This window comes from Nocardia sp. NPDC051833 (genome assembly GCF_040681225.1).
Taxonomy (GTDB): Bacteria; Actinomycetota; Actinomycetes; order Mycobacteriales; family Mycobacteriaceae; genus Nocardia.
In genome coordinates, this window is sequence record NZ_JBFAYK010000005.1 from 159,724 (window position 1) to 177,825 (window position 18,102).

17 protein-coding genes are annotated in these 18,102 nt (G+C 70.7%); 7 read left to right on the forward strand and 10 right to left on the reverse strand.

Annotation, left to right across the window (positions count from 1 at the left end; translation table 11 throughout):
• Window positions 1-18 precede the first annotated feature (18 nt).
• The 5 genes from AB0L91_RS31550 to AB0L91_RS31570 all read right to left on the reverse strand — a co-directional run bounded on the left by AB0L91_RS31550 (window position 19) and on the right by AB0L91_RS31570 (window position 5,143).
• Window positions 19-1,560: a hypothetical protein gene (locus AB0L91_RS31550; protein WP_365016200.1), complete on the reverse strand. Its 1,542-nt coding sequence runs from the start codon at window positions 1,558-1,560 to the stop codon at window positions 19-21.
• Window positions 1,551-2,177, reverse strand: coding sequence for a hypothetical protein (locus AB0L91_RS31555; RefSeq protein WP_365016202.1), 627 nt, complete (start codon window positions 2,175-2,177; stop codon window positions 1,551-1,553). Before AB0L91_RS31555 ends, AB0L91_RS31550 begins: the two co-directional genes overlap by 10 nt.
• Window positions 2,178-2,358: 181 nt before the next feature.
• The gene (locus AB0L91_RS31560) at window positions 2,359-3,744 is read right to left on the reverse strand and encodes a lipase family protein (RefSeq protein WP_365016204.1); all 1,386 of its coding nucleotides are present in this window, start codon (window positions 3,742-3,744) and stop codon (window positions 2,359-2,361) included.
• 91 nt (window positions 3,745-3,835) lie between these two features.
• Window positions 3,836-4,462 carry a TetR/AcrR family transcriptional regulator gene (locus tag AB0L91_RS31565; protein ID WP_365016205.1) on the reverse strand — a complete coding sequence of 209 codons (627 nt, stop codon included), beginning with the start codon at window positions 4,460-4,462 and terminating at the stop codon, window positions 3,836-3,838.
• 45 nt (window positions 4,463-4,507) lie between these two features.
• Window positions 4,508-5,143 carry a LysE family translocator gene (locus tag AB0L91_RS31570; RefSeq protein ID WP_365016206.1) on the reverse strand — a complete coding sequence of 212 codons (636 nt, stop codon included), beginning with the start codon at window positions 5,141-5,143 and terminating at the stop codon, window positions 4,508-4,510.
• A gap of 80 nt (window positions 5,144-5,223) precedes the next feature.
• Here AB0L91_RS31570 and AB0L91_RS31575 point away from each other — a divergent pair, with 80 nt between their 5' ends.
• Together AB0L91_RS31575 and ppc are read left to right on the forward strand one after the other, a co-directional pair.
• Window positions 5,224-5,787, forward strand: a complete 564-nt coding sequence (locus AB0L91_RS31575; RefSeq protein WP_365016207.1) for a sugar O-acetyltransferase — start codon at window positions 5,224-5,226, stop codon at window positions 5,785-5,787.
• Window positions 5,788-5,859: 72 nt separating this feature from the next.
• Window positions 5,860-8,631: a phosphoenolpyruvate carboxylase gene (gene ppc, locus AB0L91_RS31580; RefSeq protein WP_365016209.1), complete on the forward strand. Its 2,772-nt coding sequence runs from the start codon at window positions 5,860-5,862 to the stop codon at window positions 8,629-8,631.
• Window positions 8,632-8,641: 10 nt separating this feature from the next.
• Here ppc and AB0L91_RS31585 read toward each other — a convergent pair whose 3' ends face one another.
• From AB0L91_RS31585 to AB0L91_RS31600, 4 genes are all read right to left on the reverse strand, one after another.
• A complete protein-coding gene (locus AB0L91_RS31585; RefSeq protein WP_355281655.1) occupies window positions 8,642-8,809 on the reverse strand; it encodes a hypothetical protein in 168 nt (55 codons plus the stop codon).
• Between the two features lie 106 nt (window positions 8,810-8,915).
• Window positions 8,916-9,335: a RidA family protein gene (locus AB0L91_RS31590; RefSeq protein ID WP_355281657.1), complete on the reverse strand. Its 420-nt coding sequence runs from the start codon at window positions 9,333-9,335 to the stop codon at window positions 8,916-8,918.
• A 5-nt stretch (window positions 9,336-9,340) separates the two neighbouring features.
• Window positions 9,341-10,111 carry an IclR family transcriptional regulator gene (locus AB0L91_RS31595; RefSeq protein WP_357350457.1) on the reverse strand — a complete coding sequence of 257 codons (771 nt, stop codon included), beginning with the start codon at window positions 10,109-10,111 and terminating at the stop codon, window positions 9,341-9,343.
• Window positions 10,108-11,151: a sugar kinase gene (locus AB0L91_RS31600; RefSeq protein ID WP_357350459.1), complete on the reverse strand. Its 1,044-nt coding sequence runs from the start codon at window positions 11,149-11,151 to the stop codon at window positions 10,108-10,110. The genes AB0L91_RS31595 and AB0L91_RS31600 overlap by 4 nt, the downstream gene beginning before the upstream one ends.
• A gap of 154 nt (window positions 11,152-11,305) precedes the next feature.
• On the opposite strand from AB0L91_RS31600, the gene AB0L91_RS31605 reads away from it, so the two are divergent.
• From AB0L91_RS31605 to AB0L91_RS31620, 4 genes are read left to right on the forward strand one after another with little or no spacing between them, the layout of a single operon-like run.
• The gene (locus tag AB0L91_RS31605; RefSeq protein WP_365016212.1) at window positions 11,306-12,583 is read left to right on the forward strand and encodes an amino acid deaminase; all 1,278 of its coding nucleotides are present in this window, start codon (window positions 11,306-11,308) and stop codon (window positions 12,581-12,583) included.
• 9 nt (window positions 12,584-12,592) lie between these two features.
• Window positions 12,593-14,209 carry a D-aminoacylase gene (locus AB0L91_RS31610; protein WP_365016213.1) on the forward strand — a complete coding sequence of 539 codons (1,617 nt, stop codon included), beginning with the start codon at window positions 12,593-12,595 and terminating at the stop codon, window positions 14,207-14,209.
• On the forward strand, window positions 14,206-14,847 hold the full coding sequence (locus tag AB0L91_RS31615; protein WP_357350465.1) for a bifunctional 4-hydroxy-2-oxoglutarate aldolase/2-dehydro-3-deoxy-phosphogluconate aldolase: 642 nt from the start codon (window positions 14,206-14,208) through the stop codon (window positions 14,845-14,847). The genes AB0L91_RS31610 and AB0L91_RS31615 overlap by 4 nt, the downstream gene beginning before the upstream one ends.
• 10 nt (window positions 14,848-14,857) lie before the next feature.
• Window positions 14,858-16,300 carry a gluconate:H+ symporter gene (locus AB0L91_RS31620; protein ID WP_365016215.1) on the forward strand — a complete coding sequence of 481 codons (1,443 nt, stop codon included), beginning with the start codon at window positions 14,858-14,860 and terminating at the stop codon, window positions 16,298-16,300.
• On the opposite strand, the gene AB0L91_RS31625 is transcribed toward AB0L91_RS31620, so the two are convergent.
• Window positions 16,293-16,844 carry a TetR family transcriptional regulator gene (locus tag AB0L91_RS31625; protein ID WP_365016217.1) on the reverse strand — a complete coding sequence of 184 codons (552 nt, stop codon included), beginning with the start codon at window positions 16,842-16,844 and terminating at the stop codon, window positions 16,293-16,295. The genes AB0L91_RS31620 and AB0L91_RS31625 overlap by 8 nt on opposite strands.
• 100 nt (window positions 16,845-16,944) lie before the next feature.
• Here AB0L91_RS31625 and AB0L91_RS31630 point away from each other — a divergent pair, with 100 nt between their 5' ends.
• Window positions 16,945-18,042, forward strand: coding sequence for an FAD-dependent oxidoreductase (locus tag AB0L91_RS31630; RefSeq protein WP_365016218.1), 1,098 nt, complete (start codon window positions 16,945-16,947; stop codon window positions 18,040-18,042).
• The last annotated feature ends 60 nt before the right edge of the window (window positions 18,043-18,102 follow it).

The window sequence follows — 18,102 nt, forward strand, 5'->3', positions numbered from 1 at the left end:
ACCGCCCGGTGCCCGCAATCAGCGTCGGTGCAGGGTGAGATCCCACCGGGCCAGGCGGAACCCGCGGTCGGTGACCTCGACGGACGTGTCCGTGAAGCGGTTGCCGCCCAGGGTGTTCCGGATGAAATCGCGCACCGCGACCGGCTGGGTGTCGAGCGTGGCCAGCAGCTGCTCGGGTACTTCGATCGTGCCGTCGAAGACGCGCGGCTGACCGGTGATGCCGGGCTGCTGCGGGGTCTGGCGCAACCCGTCGACGGTGTGCAGGATGAGGTCGACGCCGGTGCCGTCGGTGAAGTCGACGCGCAGGGGAGTGGGGGACACGGCTTGGTCGAAGGAGCGCACCTGGGCGGTCCAGCCCTGGGACGACGCGCCGAGGTAGTCGTAGGGCGAGGCCGGTCCGAGCGTTTCCGTTGCGCGGCTGTTCGGCGAATTCTCCAGTGCCGCACCGGTGAGCGGCTGATCGGTGGGCACGAACGACCACGCGGGATCGGTGAGCATCTTGCGCCAGAAGCCGGTGCGCCCGCCGTCGCGGCCCTCCACCCGCAGCTCGCGGGCGGTCGAGCCGGGCGCGGTCCGGTGGACGGAGACGCGGTCGGTGATCTCGCCGGGCACCTTCGGCTGGGCGACCCAGTCCGGCGCGGGCAGCTGGATCGCGGCGTAGCGGCTGTCGACGCGCTCGGCGAGCATGTCCGGCGCCTCGGGCAGCCCCCGCTGGTCCTCGTAGGAGTAGCGGAAGAACACCTTGTCCGCGCCGGAGATGTCGAAATCGTAGAGGCGCGTGTAGAAGTCACCGAACCGGTTGACCACCAGCGAAGTCGACGCGCTGGTCGACAGCGCCACCGCCTGGAACCGCCCACCCAGTGGGGTGCCCATCTCGTAGCTGTGATCCACCGGCAGCCACGGATCGACGTACTGGATCCGCCGGCCCCCGTGGGTCAGGGCGAACACGTGCGACACCTTCGCCCCGCCGACCGGATGCTCGTTGCCCGCAGTGTCGGTCCAGACGTGATCGTCGTTGGGCGACAGCACCGACCACGACCAGGTGAGCGTCCCCGGTGGCAGGGTATTGCCCGGCCCGGTCCACAGCGGCGTGCCGTAGCGGCTGCTCCAGTTCCAGTCCCTGGGCGCGCTGAGCGCGTGATCCATGGTGATGAACCGGCCGTCGCGGTCGATCATCATCACTTCGTCGTCGTCGGCCGAGACACCGGCGATCGTGCCCGCCAGACAGCCCGGCAGCGCGACGGTGCGCCAACCACCCACGGCGGCGGCCTCTTTCACGTACACCGCGCCGTCGCGGGTGGCGAAGGTCCAGCGCCGGTTGAACGACTCGGTGCTCGAGCGGAAGTACACCTGGTCGGGCAGGGCGACCGTCGCCGGGGCGAAGTCGGCCAGGCCCGCGGTGGAGTCGTCGACCGTCACCTCGGGCGTGCCGACGGTGCCGATCGGCAGACAGCCCGGGTCGGCGACAGTCGCCGAGGGTGCTGTCACCGCGGCGAACACCAGTCCGGTCGCCGCGAGCAGTGCACCACGCCGGACGGCGTGCCCGGGCCTCACAGCCACCCCGCCGCACCGAAGACGACCAGGGCGATCGCGTCGATACCGAAGATGGTGCCGACCACCAGTGCCTTACTCCGCACACTGGGCAGGTCGTGCACATAGAAGCAGGCCGCGAAGAACGGCACGTAGCCGATGATCCAGATGAGGAACGGGAAGCCCGGCTGCCACCAGGACCAGTCCCAGGTGAGCACGCCCGCCTTGTTCAGCACCACTTCGACCCCGACCGCCGCGGCCGAGTTGACCGCGATGAGTACAGGCCGGTTCGGCAGCCCGAAGATCCGGGTCTGTTTGGGCGGCAGCATCTTCGCCGCCGCGACGCCCATGATCGCGAACATGAAGCAGATCTCGATATTGAGCCCGATCAGGATCTGAAACGCCGTCGGCCCGCTCGCGCCCCACACCGGCGCCCGGTCGGTGACGTGGAAGACCAGTGAATTCCAGATCTCGTTGAACCAGTCCATGCCCCACAGCGCCAGGCCGGCGAACAGCACGTTCCAGTTCCGGCGCTCGACCTCGACCGAGTAGACGTAGATGACCAGCAGTAAGAGCGGAATGACATACCACTTGAACTGCCCCGCATCGCGAAGAATCTCCAGCGCTGCCCGTGCGTTGTCGGTCACCGGGGCACCTCCTGCTCATGATCGACGAACTCGGCGAGTATGATACAAATCAACATCGAACGTCAATGTGTATCACCGAATTCGTCGGTGCGCGGGGGTGGCGATCGCTTCGAGGCGAAGACTCGTTCGCCGCAGCGGATTTCGTGCGGGGTGCGGTCTGTCGTGACCGCACCCCGCAGGCTCAGCGGCTGCCCAGCGGCATGCCGAACAGGGTGGCGAACTTCGCCGCCAGGGTGTCGCCGAGGAAGCCGAGCGCGCCCGGCGTGGCGGCCATGGTGCCCGCGTCGGAGATGGTGCAGCCGGTCGGGGCGGGGACGCCGTCGAGCCGGTCGCTCAGCCACAGCAGCGCGGCGGGACCGCCGACCACCTCGGCGACGACGTGCTCACTGGCGTGGTCGCGGGTGTAGGTGAGCGAGGTCTTCGGGTCCCGGCAGTACGTGTCGACCAGGGTGTTGGTCGCGCCCAGCGGCAGGATCTCGTCCCACGCGGAATGCCACAGGAACATCGGCATGTCGGGGGTGGCCCTGCCCATGCGGGTGTCGTCGAGCATCGCCGCGACCGGCGGGTCGTCCAGGGGGTTGCCGTCCGAGCCGATCATGCCGGTCAGGTTCAGGAACGGCAGCAGGGCCGACTGGTACTGCACGCACAGCGGTGACTTGATCGCGGACAGGCCCTTGCCGAGCGGATCGAGCCGCTGGTCGAGATAGGCGGCGAAGTCCGGGTACTCGCGGGTCAGGCCGAGGACGGCCGCGAAGACCAGGCCTGAGGTGAGCTGGTTGTTCGCCATGCTCAGCGCGGCGCCGAGATCGGCGCCGACCCCGCCCTCGGCCGCGCCGACGATGTTCAGCTCGGGTGCGTAGGTGGCCTTCAGTTCGGCGGCGTGACCGGTCGCGATCGAGCCGCCGGAGTAGCCGTAGAGCCCGACCGGCGCGGTCGGTCCCACCTCGAGCGGCGCGAACGAGGTCGCCGCGCGAATGCCGTCGAGGGTGATCCGCCCGGCCAGCGGTCCGGCCGCGTAGGCCGAATTCGGGCCCTGGTGATCGGGCACGACGACGGCCCAGCCCTGCGCCAGCGCGGCCTGGGCGAACAGGAATTCGGCGGGCACCACGATCTGACCCGCGAGCGGTGCCACCGAAAGATGTTGCAGCGCATAGGACGGCGCGCAGTAACCCGCGGTGGAGTCCTCGGCCAGCTGCACCGAGAGCAGCTTGCGCGGCGCGGGCGCCTGGCCGCGCGGCTTGATCACGGTGGCGACCGCCGGGATCGCCTCGTCGCGGCTGTTGTTGGAGCGGTAGGACACCTGCCAGGCGTCGACGTCGATCGGCAGCAGGCCGAAATCGGCGACGCGCACCTGCCGGACGGCGATGATCGCGCCCGGCGCCGTGGCCGCCACGACCTCGGCGGGCGGCAGGTAGAAGCCCGGATCGAGTTCGGGCGGGAGGGGAATCACCGGCGCGGGCGCCACGGCGGCCGGGTCGGCCGCGACCGGCCCGGCCACCAGCACCGTCGCGGCCGCGAGCGCGCCGGTGACCAGGGCCATCCATCGCAGAGCGAAGGGAGATCTCATCGTGCACAGTCCTCACGTGAATTGAGACGCCTTCGTCTCAATGACGGCTACTATGGCACGGGTGTGGTGTAGATCGCAATCGGCGGTCGGACTACGCGGCGGTCAGCGCGTTGAGCAGGGTGGAGAAGACATCGACGAGCTCGTCCACGGGTGGCCGCGGGTCGTCCATGCTCCACTGGTGCACCGCGCCGTTGACGGCGCCGATGAAGGCGGCCATCGCGACCCGCCAGCCGCCGGGCGGGGTCCGCACGCCCTCGCGCCCCTGCGCGATCGCGGCGACCACCTCGCCCCACTGGTCCCTGACCTGCGCGCGATGCGCCTCGATCGCCGGGCTCACCCCGACGATCTCCACGAAAGCCACGGTGACGCAACGGATATCGTCGGTGATCGCCCTGGTGTAGGCGCGGACCGCGGCGTCGATGAGCGCGCGCAGGTCGTCGGTCTCGGCGGTCGCCAGCGCCGCGGCGACCGCGTCCCGCGCCCTGCCCTGTACCGCGTCGTAGACGGCGACGAGCAGTTCCTCGCGCCCGGCGAACTGCTCGTAGAACTGCCGTCGCGACAGCCCCGCCGCCGCGCACACGTCGGTCAGCGAACTGTTGGCATAGGACTTCTCCGCGAACACGGTCAGCCCGGCCTCGATGAACAGCGCGCGGCGCTCGATCTGCCGTTCGGCGACCGAGGTGCCGGTGTAGTTGTGCCGGGTGCGCGCTGTTGTCACGACATCGACCCTACTTTCGCGGTGCTGCCGCGGCATCGCCGGAGGTCAGTCCTTGCGTCCGGTGAAGGCCAGCGACGTACCGAGCCCGATCATCATCAGGCCGCTGGTGCCGCCGACCGCGGCCATCCGCCGTGGCGTGCGGGCCAGCCAGCCGCGGACGGAGTCCGCCGCCAGCGCCCACAGCGTGTCGAAGATCAGCCCGAACAGCGGGATGCAGATGCCGAGCACCAGCATCTGCTGCGGCACCCCACCGCGGGCGGTGTCGACGAACTGCGGCAACAGCGCGGCCAGGAAGACGATGGTCTTCGGATTGGCGAAGCCGACGACGAACCCGTCGCGCAGCACCGCGAGGGTGGCGTAGCCGGACTCGGGCCGGCCGGGCCGCAGCGCTTCGGCCAGGTCGCCCCGGTGCCGGATCGCCTGGACCCCCAGGTAGACCAGATACAGCGCGCCGATCAGCTTCACGGCGGTGAACAGCGCCACCGAGGTTGCCACGAGCGCGCCGAGCCCGACGGCGACCGCGATGACCTGCACGTACACCCCGGCCGAATTGCCGACTACCGTGAGTATCGCCGCACGCCTGCCGACCGTGAGCGCCCGGCTGATCGTGAACAGCACGCTCGGCCCGGGAACAACGACGAGCAGGAACGCCAGCCCCGCGAAGGACGCGAGATGCGTCATCGACACCATGCTGATCAACGCTAACGATCCGCCCGTCGACGCACAATGGCACGCCGTCGTTCGCCCTTACACTCGGCGTCATGGGCGAGCAGAAACAGCGGATGTTGAGCGGGCAGCTCTACCAGGACAGCGATCCCGAGCTGGTGGCCGAACGGCAACGGGCACAACGCCTCTGCGACGAGTTCAACCGGACCGGACCCGACGAGACCGACCGCCGGACCGAGTTGCTGAGTGACCTGCTCGGCAAGGTGGGGGAGGGCTCCTGGATCATGCCCCGGTTCCAGTGCGACTACGGCTATCTCGTCGAGATCGGGTCCAACAGTTTTCTCAACTACGACGCGATCCTGCTCGACTGCGCGCCGATCGTCATCGGCGACGACTGCTCGATCGGGCCGCGCTGCCAGCTGCTGACCGCCCTGCACCCGATGGACGATCACGAGAAGCGCAGGCAGCGGTGGGAATCCGCGGCGCCGATCCGGATCGGGAACAACGCGTGGTTCGGCGGCGGGGTGATCGTGTGCCCCGGCGTGACCATCGGCGACGATGTGGTGGTCGGCGCGGGCAGCGTGGTCACCCGCGATCTGCCCGACCGGGTGTTCGCGGCGGGCAACCCGGCGCGGGTGATCCGGTCGCTGGAGGTGTGACCTCGGGCATCGTGGCGGGCCGGGGCGCGTCGCCGGGTCGCGGGACGGCCACGGCGGCAATACTGTCTTTCCATGGGCGAATCGCGAACCGTGCAGGAGCAGGAAGCCACCCGGCCGCTGCGCGAGGACATCCGGTTTCTCGGCGGCATCCTCGGTGACACCATCCGCGACCACGAGGGTCCCGAGGTCTTCGACCTGATCGAGCGGGTACGCACCGAGGCGTTCCGGGTGCGCCGCGAGGAGGTCGAACGCAGCGCGGTCGCCGACATGCTCGACGGCACGCCCACCGAGATCGCGATTCCGCTGATCCGGGCGTTCAGCTACTTCGTGCTGCTGGCCAATCTCGCCGAGGACATCCAGCGCGACCGGCGCCGCGCCGCGCACGTCTCGGCGGGGGAGCCGCCGCAGGACTCCTCGCTGGCCGCCACCTACGACAAGCTCGACGCGGCCGCCCTCGACGGCGCGACGGTCGCCGATCTGCTCACCGACGCGCTGGTCTCCCCGGTGATCACCGCGCACCCGACCGAGACCCGCAGGCGCACCGTCTTCGACGTGCAGGCCAAGATCACCGAGCTGATGCGGCTGCGGCGCAGGCTCGAACCCGGTGATCCCGGCTTCGACGAGTCCGAACTGCGGATCCGCCGCGAGGTGCTCACCCTGTGGCGCACCGCGCTGATCCGGTTGGCGCGCTTGCGGATCCAGGACGAGATCTCGGTCGGCCTGCGCTACTACGACCTGACCCTCTACGACGTCATCCCGGCGATCAACGCGCAGGTGCGCGCCGCGCTGCGGTACCGCTGGCCCGAGGTCGAGCTGCTGCCGCGCCCGATCCTGCGCCCCGGCTCGTGGATCGGCGGCGACCGCGACGGAAACCCCTATGTGACAGGCGAAGTCGTGCACACCGCCGCCGAGCAGGCCGCCGCCTACGCCTTCGGCCGGTACCTGGACGAGCTGGTCGAGCTGGAGAAGACGCTGTCGCTGTCGGCCCGGCTGGTCCAGGTGAGCCCCGCGGTCGCCGCGCTCGCCGAAGCCGGCTATCCCGACCCGGCGGTCTTCGCCGACGAGCCGTATCGCCGTGCGCTGCACGCGATCCGGGCCCGGCTCAGCGCCACCGCCGTACGGGCGCTCGGCGTCCTGCCGGAGCACGGTCTCGACGGGCCCGCCGTCCCGTATGCCACGCCGCAGGCGGTCCTCGACGATCTCGACGCGGTCGACCTCTCGCTGCGCGCCGGCGGGGACGCCCTGCTCGCCGACGACCGGCTCGCCGCGCTGCGCCACGCCATCGAGACGTTCGGCTTCCACCTGCAGGCCCTGGACATGCGGCAGAACTCCGAGGTGCACGAGCAGGTCGTCACCGAACTGCTGGCCTGGTCGGGCGTGCACGCCGACTACCCGAGCCTGTCGGAGGCCGAGCGGGTCGAGCTGCTGGCGAACGAATTGCGCACCCGCCGACCGCTGCTCGGTCCGCACGCGCAGCTCAGCGAGCTCGCCGCCAAGGAACTGGGCGTGCTGCGCGCGGGCAAGGAGGTGATCGATACCTTCGGCGCCGCCGCCATCCCGAACTACATCATCAGCATGTGCACCTCGGTCAGCGACATGCTCGAGGCCGCGCTGCTGCTCAAGGAAGCGGGCATTCTCGATCCGGGTACCGCCGAGGGCGCGCCGAGCAGCCCGGTCGGCATCGTGCCGCTGTTCGAGACCATCGAGGACCTGGGCGCGGGCGCGGCGACGCTGGCGGCGGTGCTGGACGTGCCGGTGTATCGCGAGCTGGTCGCCGCGGCGGGGATGCGGCAGGAGGTGATGCTCGGGTACTCCGACTCCAACAAGGACGGCGGGTACCTGGCCGCGAACTGGGCGCTGTACCGGGCGGAGCTGGACCTGGTCGAGGTGGCGCGCAAGTCGGGCATCCGGTTGCGGCTGTTCCACGGCCGCGGCGGCACCGTCGGCCGCGGTGGCGGGCGCAGCTACGACGCCATCCTGGCCCAGCCCGCGGGCGCGGTGCAGGGTTCGCTGCGGCTCACCGAACAGGGCGAGGTGATCGCCGCGAAGTACTCCGAACAGGGCGCGGCGCACCGCAATCTGGAGTCGCTGATCGCGGGCACCCTGGAATCGACGCTGCTGGACGTGGAAGGACTGGGCGAGGACGCCGAACCGGCCTACGAGCTGCTCGACGAGCTCGCCGCCAGGGCCCGCGCGGCCTACGGGCGCCTGGTGCACGACACCCCGGGCTTCGTCGCCTACTTCCGGCAGTCCACCCCAGTGGCCGAGGTCGGCGACCTCAATATCGGCAGCCGCCCGGCCTCGCGCAAACCCACCAACTCGGTGTCGGATCTGCGCGCGATCCCGTGGGTGATGGCCTGGAGCCAGGCGCGCGTCATGCTGCCGGGCTGGTACGGCACCGGCACCGCGCTCGCGGACTGGGTCGGCGACGATCCGCAGCGGCTGGCCCGGCTCACCGACCTCTACCAGCGCTGGCCGTTCTTCCGGACGGTGCTGTCGAACCTGGCTCAGGTGATGGCCAAGAGTGACCTCGACATCGCCGCCCGCTACGCCGACCTGGTCGAGGACCCGGCGCTGCGCGCGCAGATCTTCGGGATGATCCGCGACGAGCACGCCCGCACCATCCGCATGTACCTGGCCGTGACCGGCCACGAGGAACTGCTCAGCGACAACCCGTCCCTGGCGGAGTCGATCCACAACCGCTTCCCCTACCTGGAACCGCTCAATCAGCTACAGGTGGATCTGTTGCGCAGGCTGCGCGGCGGTGACGATTCCGAACTGGTGAAGCGGGGCATCCTGCTCACCATGAACGGCCTGGCCACCGCGTTGCGTAACTCCGGCTAGCCGCTGGCCGCTAGATGCAGAAGGTGACGGTCACCGGGCCGACCGGGATGCCGATGCAGACGGCGACCGAGCCGACGACGGGCTCGGCGGTGGCGGCCGAGGCGGTACCAGCGCCGACGGCGGTGACGGAGAGGGCGACGGCGGCGACGGCGAGCGGGCGGGCGATCTTGGCGAACATGGCAGATCCTCGGGTAGAACGGGCGGAGCAGCCCCCCGGAAGGGGCAGCCCCATCTCAACACGGGGTGGTGCGTGATGTCGGAGACATCACCGGAAACGTTGTGGCTCAGTCCGTTACGACGGCGATGGCGTCGATCTCGACCAGCATCTCCGCGCGCGGCAAGCCGGTGAAGACGGTGGTGCGGGAAGGCAGCACGTCACCGGTCGTGTGCTTGGTGACGAATTCACCATACGCCTCGTTCATCACCGCGAAATCCTCCCTTTTGGTGAGATAGACGCGCAGCATCACCACGTCGTCGAAGGTGGCGCCGGCGGCGTCGACGATCGCCTTGACGTTCATCAACGTGCGGGTGGTCTGCGCGGCGACGTCGCCGGGGTGCAGGTACTCGTTGGTCGCCGGGTCGACCGGTCCCTGGCCCGAGACCTGCACGAACGGGCCCTTGCGCACGCCCTGGGAGAAGGTGTGCGCCGGCGCGGGCGCGTCGGTGGTGCGCACGGCGATCTTGACGGACTTCTCGGCAGCCATGGAGTTCAGCCTTTCCTCGCGGTGACGTCTCGGCGGGGAGCCCAGCCGAGTTCGGTGGAGATGGCGTCGGCGGTCGCCCTGACCTGCGGCAACAGCGCCAGCACCTGATCGTGGTCGAGCAGCACGTCGGGGACCGAGACCGACACCGCGGCCACCACCGCGCCGATCCCGTCGCGCACCGGCACACCGATGCAGTTGACGAAGCTCTCGTGTTCCTCGTGGTCCTCGGCGAAGCCCTGCGCGGCGACCAGTTCGAGCTCGGCCAGATACTGCTCGGGCGTGCGCAGGGTGCGGGTGGTGAAGGGGTGGTAGTCCAGCCGCGCGGCGACCGCGCGCCACTCGGCCCGCGGCAGGGCCGCGACCAGCACCTTGCCGACCGCGGTGCAGTGCAGCGGCGCGGGTCTGCCGATCCGCGAGTACATCCGCACCGCCTGCTCGGCGTCGACCTTGTCGATGTAGACGGCGTCGCCGGACTCGTAGGCGGCCAGGTGGACGGTCTGCCCGGTGGCGGCGCCCAGCGCGCTCAGGTGCGGTCGGGCGACGGTGCGGACATCGCGGTTCTCCAGCGCGTGACTGGCCAGTTCGAACATGCGGGTGCCCAGCGAGTACCGGTGGGCGTTGTCGCGCACGACGAATCGTTCCGCCTGCATGGTCTGCAGCAGGCGCAGCACGGTCGACTTGTGCACGCCGAGCCGCCCGGCCAGCTCGTCGAGGGACTGCGAGTCCTCGCCGAGGGCGATGAGAATGGACAGGGCGCGCGACACGCTTTGACTCATGGCCTGATCGTCCCATCCAGTGCGTCCGGATAGCGCAGCCCGGCCCAGTCCGCGTCCGGCAGCTGCGCGAGACGCCGGATGTCCTGTACCGGAGGGATTTTCGCCGCGTCGCCGGTGGCGGTGAGCGCGGCGGCGGCGCACAGATGGCCGTAGCGCAGCCGGGTGCGCGGGTCGGCGTCGTGCAGCAGGGCGGCGAGGTAGCCGCCGGCGAAGGCGTCGCCGGCGCCGATCCGCTCGGTGATCTCGAGCGCCAGCGCGGGCACCTCGACCACGGTGTCGCCGTCGAATCCGGTGACGGTGTGCTTGTCGTTCTTGACGACCAGCTGGGCGGGCTCGGGGAACAGCGCGCGCAGTGCGGCCGGATCGCCGGTGCCGAAGAGCTCCTCGGCTTCGTCGGCGCCGAGCAGCACCACGTCGGCGCCGCGGACATGGGCGGCGAGTTCGTCGGCCGCCTCGTCGACCCGCGAACCCCACAGTGCCGGACGGTAGTTCAGGTCGAAGCTGACCAGCCGGCCGCGCCGGGGGAGGGCGAGCAGGGTGCGGGTCAGCTGGTTGGCCGACTCCGACAGCGCCGGGGTGATGCCGGTGAAATGCACCAGGTCGGTGTCGTCGAGCAGGGCGGCGGCCGTCCTGGTCGCGAGATCGGCGGGCGACAGCGCGCTGGCGGCGGACCCGGCGCGGTAGTAGTGCATCCGGCTGGCGTGCGCGGGCAGGTCGTGGGCGGCGCCGGACCCGCTGCCGCGTTCCTTGACGTAGAGCCCGGTCGGCCGGTCCGGGTCGACGGCGACCGCGCCGACCTCGACGCCCTGGGCCGCCAGTTGCGCGACCAGATAGCGCCCGAAGCCGTCGTCGCCCACGCGGGACAGCCACGCCGCCGCGACGCCGAGCTGGGTGAGCACGGTGGCCACATTGGCCTCGGCGCCACCCGCGCTCCGGTCGAAGTGCGGGGACTGCTCCAGCGGTCCGGGGCGGGCGACGAGCACGGCCAGTCCCTCGCCGACGGTGACCGCTCTGGGCGGCACCGATGTTGCCTGGGTCACCTTTTTCGCCCTTTCGTGGTTGCGGTCACTGCCTCTGGGATGCACAATAACGAGCAGAAACATTAGATGCAACCAGCGTTGCACATCATGCAATGTTTACCCGATATGACCGAGCGGCCGGGTGACTCCCGGTCGCTCGACGGAAAGGGATGCTGTGACGATCGACAACGCCGTCGTGGACGCGCTCGCCGACGAGGCGATCGGCCCGCGCGACAAGAGCGTGCCGCCCGCGGCCTGGGGCCGGACCGTGCGCGAATATCTCGCGGACGCACCGGAACTGGACCGGTGGGAAACCCCGCTGCTCACCCTCGACCGCGGGCTGCTCGACGCCAATATCGCGCTGATGGCGGGCTGGACCGCGGCCGCAGGCGTCGCGCTGGCACCACACGGCAAGACCACGATGTCCCCGCAGCTCTGGCGGGACCAGCTGACGGCGGGGTCGTGGGCGATCACGCTGGCCACCGGCTGGCAGGCCCAGGTCGCGCGTTCGTTCGGCGTCGGGCGGATCATGCTCGCCAACGCGCTCGTCGATCCGGCCGCCCTGACCTGGGTCGCCGCGGAATCCGCGCGCGATGCCGGATTCGAATTCTTCTGCTGGGCCGACAGCGTCGCCACCGTCGAATTGATGGACAAGATCCTGCGCGACACCCCGCCCGGTCCCCGGGTCCGGGTCCTGGTCGAGCTCGGCGGCCCGCACGGGCGCACCGGCGCGCGGACCCGCGCCGAAGGTCACGCCGTCGCGGCCGCGCTGCGGGCCAGCGACCGGCTCGCCCTCGCCGGTGTCGCCGGGTACGAGGGCGCGCTGGCCCACGATCGCAGCGGCGCCGGCGTCGCGGCCGTGCGCGACTACCTCGGCGAACTGGCCGCCCTGCACACCGAACTCGCCGCGGCCGGGGCCTACGCCGGTCCGGCGATCGTCACCGCGGGCGGCAGTGCCTATCCCGAACTCGTCGTCGCGGAACTGGCCGGGCTGGCCGACGCGAGCACGACGGTCGTGCTGCGCAGCGGCGCCTACCTCGTCCACGACGACGGCTTCTACGCCGGCATCTCGCCGCTGGCCGCGCCCGCCGTCGACCCCGGTCTGCGGGCCGCGATGCACGGCTGGGCCCGCGTGGTCTCCCGGCCGGAACCGGAACTGGCGCTGCTCGACGGCGGGAAACGCGACTTCCCCTTCGACGAGGGGCTGCCGGTGCCGCAGCTGGTGGTCGGCGGCGCGCTGCCCGCGGGCGCGCACGTCAGCGCGCTCAACGATCAGCACACCTTCCTGCGGCTGCCCGGCGCCGACGCCGCCGATCTCCCGGTCGGCAGCATCGTGCGGCTCGGGCTGTCGCACCCGTGCACGGCGTTCGACAAATGGCGCCTCATCCCGGTGATCGACGACGCGGCGGCACGGAGCCCGCGCGTTGTCGACCTGATCCGCACCTACTTCTGACCGATGACCATGACCGACTTACTGTTTCGCGACATCGACATCGTCGACGGCACCGGTGACCCGCGCGTCCGCGGCGACGTCCTGATCCGTGGCGGGCGCATCGCCGAGGTGGCCGCGCCCGCATCGATCGACACCGGCACCGCGAGAGTGGTTCCGGCACAGCCCGGTTCGGTGCTCAGCCCCGGCTTCATCGACATGCACGCGCATTCGGACCTGCACCTGCTGACCCACCCCGACCACTTCCCGAAGATCACCCAGGGCGTCACCACCGAGGTGATCGGCCAGGACGGCCTGTCCTACGCGCCGATCGACGACGCCGCGCTCGCGGTGGTACGCAAGCAGATCGCCGGCTGGAACGGCAATCCGGCCGGCTTCGACTTCTCCTGGCGCACGGTCGGGCAGTACCTGGACCGGCTCGATCAGGGCATCACGCCCAATGCCGCCTACCTGGTGCCGCAGGGCACGCTGCGACTGCTCGTCGTCGGCACCGAGCAGCGCCCGGCCACCACCGCCGAGATCGACCGGATGTGCGCGCTGCTGGCCCAGGGGCTCGACGAGGGCGCGGTCGGCATGTCGAGCGGACTCACCTACACCCCCGGCATGTACGCCGACACCGGTGAGCTGGCCGCGCTGTGCGCGGTCGTGGCCTCCTACGGCGGCTTCTACGCCCCGCACACCCGCTCCTACGGCGCGGGTGCGCTGGAGGCCTACGCGGAGATGATGGGTTTGGCGAAGGTCACCGGCTGCGCGCTGCACCTGACCCACGCCACCATGAACTTCGGCGTGAACCGCGGGCGCGCACCGGAATTCCTCGCGATGGTCGCGCAGGCCAGGGCCGACGGCTGCGACATCACCCTCGACACCTACCCGTACCTGCCCGGCTCCACCACGCTCTCGGCGCTGCTGCCGAGCTGGGCGATGTCGGGCGGACCGGATGCCGCGCTGGCCCGGCTCGACGACGCCGCCGAGCGCGCCAGGATCACCGCGGACGTGAACGTCAACGGCTCCGACGGGTGTCACGGGGTCACGGTCGAATGGGAGACCATCCAGATCAGCGGCGTCGGCGACGACGCGCTGGCGGGCTACGTCGGCCGCACCGTCGCCCAGATCGCCGACGCGGAGCACCGGGCGCCGGTCGAGGTGTTCTTCGAGCTGCTGTGCCGGGATCAGCTGGCCACCACGATCCTGCAGCACGTCGGCCACGAGGAGAACGTGCGCGCGATCATGGTCGACGCGGGCCACATGGGCGGCAGCGACGGTCTGCTCGTCGGCGCCCGGCCGCATCCGCGCGCCTGGGGCACCTTCCCGCGCTACCTGTCCCGCTATGTCCGCGACCTGGGCGTGCTCGGGCTGGAGGAGTGCGTGCACCACCTCACCGGCAGGCCCGCCGCCCGGCTGCGGCTGGCCGAGCGCGGCCTGATCCGCCCCGGTCACGCCGCCGACGTGGTCGTCTTCGATCCGGCGACGATCCACGACACCGCGACCTTCGAAGATCCCCGACAACAGGCACAGGGCATCCAGCACGTGCTGGTCAACGGCGAATTCGCGCTGGAGAACGGCAGCGCGACCGGCGTGCGCGCCGGTCGCGCGCTGCGGCTGGACGCCACCCGAGAGGAGACCCGATGAACCCGCTGCAGAGCTCGTCGTCCGAGGCGATGGCGGTGATCCGCGCCGACCGCGCGCTCACCGTGGTGCGGGCGCCGGACATCCCCGACCCGGTCGGGCTCGCCGAAGCCCTGGCAGGCGCGGGCATCCGCGCGGTCGAGCTCACCTTCACCACCCTCGGCGTGCTCGACGCCGTTCGCAAGGCATCGGCGGTGAGCGCCGCCGTGATCGGCGTCGGTACGGTGACCCGGCGCGATCAGGCCGAGGCCGCGATCGAGGCGGGCGCGAAGTTCCTGGTGACGCCCGCGCTGCGGCCCGAGGTGGCCGACGTCGCTGTCGCGCACGGGATTCCGGTCGTGATGGGCGCGTTCACCCCGTCCGAGGTGCTGGCGGCGGTCGAGCTGGGCGCGGCCGCGGTCAAGATCTTCCCGGCGCGCGCGCTCGGGCCCGCCTATCTGAAGGACCTGCTCGGTCCCTTCCCGCACGTGTTCCTGATCCCCTCCGGCGGCGTCAACTCCCACAATGCCCGCGAGTTCCTGCGGGCGGGAGCGATCGCCGTCACCGCGGGCACCGAGGTGGTCGCGCCCCTGGACGTCGCGAATTCGCGCTGGTCCCATATCGGCTCCCAAGCCGCACGCTTCGTCCATTCGCTTGATTGAGAGGTATCCCATGGGCGCCACTGTCGACTGGTTGCGCACCACCACCCCCGGGTTGCTGGTGCTGTGCGGTCTCGCGATCGCCGTGCTACTCATCGCCATCATCAAGGTCAAACTGGAGCCGTTCGTCGCGCTGCTGCTGACCGGTCTGTTGCTGGCGCTGGCCGCGGGACTCCCGGTCTCCCAGATCGTCGGCACACCACTGAAAGCCGGTGAATCACTGCTGGAAACCGGCTTCGGCGGAATCCTCGGGCACATCGCCGTGATCATCGGTCTCGGCACCGTGCTCGGCGCGATCCTCGAACGATCCGGCGGCGCCGACGTGCTCACCGACAAACTGCTGAAGACTTTCGGCGAGAAGGGCGCTCCCGTCGCGATGGGCCTGCTCGGCCTCATCTTCGGGATCCCGGTGTTCTTCGACATCGGCATCTTCGTCCTCGCACCGCTGGTCTATGTCGCGGCCAAGCGCGGCGGACGCTCGCTGGTGCTCTACGCCATGCCGATGCTGGCCGGTCTGTCGATGACGCACGCGTTCCTGCCGCCGCACCCCGGTCCGGTCGCGCTGGGTGGTCTGCTCGGGGTGAGCCTGGGTTGGCTGATCATCATGGGATTCGTCTGTGGCATCCCGGGATTCATCGCCGCGGGCATCGTGTGGGGTACCTGGATCGGCAAGCGCGTGCAGGTCGACGTGCCCAGCGAGTTCGTGCCGCTCGAGCCCGCCGGGGCGAGCGCCGGTGACAGCGCCGAGGGTTCCGGTGGCACGGCGGTGCTGACGAAATCGCCGCCGTCGGTCGCCCTGATCGGCGCGATCATCGCGATCCCGCTGGTACTGATCCTCGGCGCGACTTTCGGTTATCAACTGCTGGACAAGGATTCGGCCCTGCTGCAGGTGCTCACCTTCCTCGGCACGCCCGCGGTCGCGCTGCTCATCACCGTGCTGGTGGCGTTCTACCTGCTCGGCATCCGGCGCGGATCGTCGGTGCAGGAGCTGAGCACCATCACCGCCGAATCGCTCAAGCCGGTCGGCATGGTGCTGCTGGTGGTCGGCGCGGGCGCCTTCTTCGGCAAGGTCATCTCCGCGACCGGCATCGGCACCGCACTCGCCGACACCATGTCCGCGGCGGGCCTGCCGGTGATCGTGCTGTCGTACCTGATCAGCTGCGGTCTGCGGGTCGCGCAGGGTTCGGCGACGGTCGCCATCGTCACCACCGGCGGCATCGTCGCGCCGCTGGTGACCGATCAGGGCTACTCGCAGATGTCGATCGCGCTGATCGCCATGGCGATCGCGGCGGGCTCGATCATCGCCAGCCACGTCAACGACGGCGGCTTCTGGATCATCGCGAAGTACTTCAACATGACCGTGAAGCAGACCCTGCAGACCTGGACGGTGCTCGAAACCGTGTTGTCCGTGGTGAGTTTCGCGGTGGCGGCGGTGCTGTTCGCGATCGTCAGCTGACGGTCAGCGCGCCGACCAGGCGGCCGATCGCGGCGCGGGGATCGGTGTCGGTTCCCGCGCCGCCGAGCCGGTGCGCGACGACACCGTCGAGGTAGTCGACCAGGATCGTCGTGTCACCGGGGGCGATCCCGACCCGCGCCGCCATCTCGATCGCCCAGTCCCGGATCCGGTGATGCCCGCGCTGCAACGACTCGTGCAGCGCGGGCATCGTCTGTGCCTCGCCGAACAGCGCGAACCTCGCGAGGGTGCGCGCCCGATCGGGGCCGGTGGCGTGCAGGACGAACCGGGCGAGGCCCTCGACGAGATGCTCGATCGTGGCGGGGCCGAGCAGGTGGTTCAGCGTTTCCCAGTCGGCGCGGTCGCGTTCCTCTAGCCGTTCGGCGATGCCGATCAGCAGTGCCTCGCGGGTGCGGAAGTAGTTGGAGGCCGACCCGCTGGGGACACCGGCCGCGTCGTCGGCCGCGCGGTGGGTCAGCGCCCGCGGCCCGCGCGTGCCCAGCACGTCGATGGCGGCGTCGAGGATCTGTTCGCGTTTCGTGGCCACACGGCGATACTACTGCTGTAGTGAAGTGCACTACAGCAGTAGTGTACGACACTACAGAAGTAGTACGGTGGGCTGGTATCTGCAACGAGGGGAGAACGCGATGTCCACAGCAATCGTCGTCGGTGGCGGAATCGGGGGACTGGCCACCGCGCTGGCATTGACGCGCCGGGGCTGGTCGGTGGAGGTGCTGGAGCGGGCGCCGGAACTCGCCGAGGTCGGATCAGGAATCTCGCTGTGGTCCAACGCCTTGCGGGCACTGGACGCCCTCGGTGTCGGGGCCCCGGTGCGGGCGCAGGCGGTCGAGGACGCGTCGGCCGGGGTTCGGGATGCGCGCGGCAGGCGGCTCGCGCGCACCGATGTGGCGACGCTGCGCGAGCGGTTCGGCGCCCCGGTGGTGGTGCACCGGGCCGCGTTGCTCGAGATCCTGCGCGCGGCGCTGCCCGATGATGTGGTGCGGACGGGTATCGCGGTGTCGTCGGCCGACCCCGACGGGTCGGTGACGCACTCCGCGGGGGTGTCGACCGCGGATCTGATCGTCGGTGCGGACGGCCTGCACAGCGTGGTCCGGCGCGCGGTCTGCGGTGAGGTGCGGGCTCGGTACGCCGGGTACACCGCCTGGCGCGCGGTGGTCGAACTCCCGGAGAAGCTGACCGAGTTCGGGGAGACCTGGGGTCGCGGAGCGCGGTTCGGCATGGCGCCGCTCGCCGACGGCCGGGTGTACTGCTTCGCGGTCTACAACGCGCCCGAGCACGCGCCGGGAACCTTCGCCGAGGTCCGCGACCGCTTCGCCGGCTGGCATCACCCGATCCCCGCGCTGCTCGCCGCCGCCGACCCGAACACGGTGCTGCACAACGACATCTACGACATCCCCGCCCTCCCGTCGTTCACCGCGGGCCGGATCGCCCTGCTCGGCGACGCCGCCCACGCGATGACCCCGAATCTCGGCCAGGGCGGGTGTCAGGCGCTCGAGGACGCGGTGGTGCTGGCCCGCCTGGCCGCCGAACCCGACGGCCTGGCCCGGTACGACCGGGAACGCCGTCCCCGGACCCGGATGATCGCCACCCGGTCGGCCCGCATCGGCACCATCGGTCAGCTGTCGGCCGCACCCCTGGTCGCGATGCGGGACACCGCCCTCCGGCTGGTGCCCGCCTCCGCTTCCCTGCGGGCGCTGGGCGAAGTTCTCGACTGGACGTGCTGACCGACGCCGCGCGCGTGAGCCACCGGTCCCGTGTCGTCGTGGGCGGGTCCGGTCATCGTC